Origin of the sequence: Actinotalea sp. C106 (assembly GCF_023630195.1) — a bacterium.
Taxonomy (GTDB): Bacteria; Actinomycetota; Actinomycetes; order Actinomycetales; family Cellulomonadaceae; genus Actinotalea.
Genome location: NZ_JALPKN010000502.1, coordinates 1 through 1,318, shown reverse-complemented (window position 1 = coordinate 1,318; position 1,318 = coordinate 1). Strand labels below are relative to the sequence as shown.

Here is a 1,318-nt window from a genome sequence, read left to right as displayed (position 1 = left end):
ATCGCCAGGGCCCCGGTCACGGGCGCACCGCGCCGCGCGCGCCGGGCGAGCACCCCGGACCGGACCAGGAGCACCGGGCCGGCCACGAGCGCGGCCAGGACCAGCATCGAGACCAGGACCCGCACCACGCTGGGGGCGGGGAGCACGAAGAGCACGAGGCCCGCGTTGGTGATGACCAGACGCGCCCCCGCGCCGCGCTCGACCACGGCCCGGGCCGCACGCACCCCCGCCGGGGAACCGCCCATGATCATCGGCCCGAGGTGGCTCAGCGCACCGAGCAGCACCTGGGCCGCGAAGCCGACGACCAGCGGCACGATCACCGCGCGCATCGCGGCCTGGGCCTCGGCCCAGCCGGGCGCCGCGAGCAGGGATCCGCCCCACCACAGGGTCGACCCCGCGAACCACAGCACCGCGAGGCCGACCGAGCGCGAGGCGAAGGTGTCGGGTACGCGCCGTCGCGCCTCGGCCGCCAGCGGCCGGCCCACCACGACGATCCCCACCAGGTAGACCGCGAAGCCCCCCGCGGCCAGCACCAGGAGGCCCACGGCGGCGCCGACCACGACGACCGCGAGGCCACCGAGAAGGACGCCGAGGCCGACCTTCCCGGACCGCTCGGCCCCCGGGACGAGCTGGACCCGCAGCATCGTCGGCCAGAGGGTGACGAGGGCGCCGAGGACCGTGAGCCCCACCCAGCCCAGCAGCATCAGTGCCGTGTGGGCGACGTACGTCCGGGCCTCGACCGACCCCCCGAGGTCGGTCCGGGCGAGCAGGACCCCGGCGGTCACCCCCACGGGCAGGACCAGCGAGGACGCGACGAAGTAGCGCGCCGTCCACCCGAGACGGACCCCGAGGCCCCCGCGCGCGGCGCGTCCCTGGACCACGAGGGTCGCCGCGTGCCAGGTGGCGACCCCCGCGACGAGGGTGCCTCCGACGAGCACCAGCACCCACAGGCCCGTGACCAGCCCGGCCATCACGCTCGTCGCACCGAGGGTGTGCCCGGCCAGGCGGACTGCCTGGCCCCGGTGACCGCCAGGCAGCGGTCGGCGCCGGACGGCCTCGGCGAAGTGCGCGCTCCAGATGAGGATCGCGGTCGAGACGGCCCCCAGCATGAGCAGGTGCACCATGAGCCACTCGGCCACGGGCACCCAACGGTGCGCGATCGCCACGACGGCCGCTGCGGCCAGCCAGGCGAGCACCAGGAGGTTGACGCGGGTGTGCCAGCGGGCTCTCATGATGCCTCCACGGACGCGGGCCGACGGGGGTGCGGGGCGGGGGGACGCGCGCCGGACGGGCCTCGGGACGGGCCGGACCGGGGCCG

The 1,318-nt window shown here is 76.9% G+C and carries 1 pseudogene; it reads right to left on the bottom strand.

From position 1 onward, the window contains the following. Positions 1-1,232, bottom strand: a pseudogene (locus L0B03_RS18010) (copper oxidase); the annotation flags it as partial. Positions 1,233-1,318 lie beyond the last annotated feature (86 nt).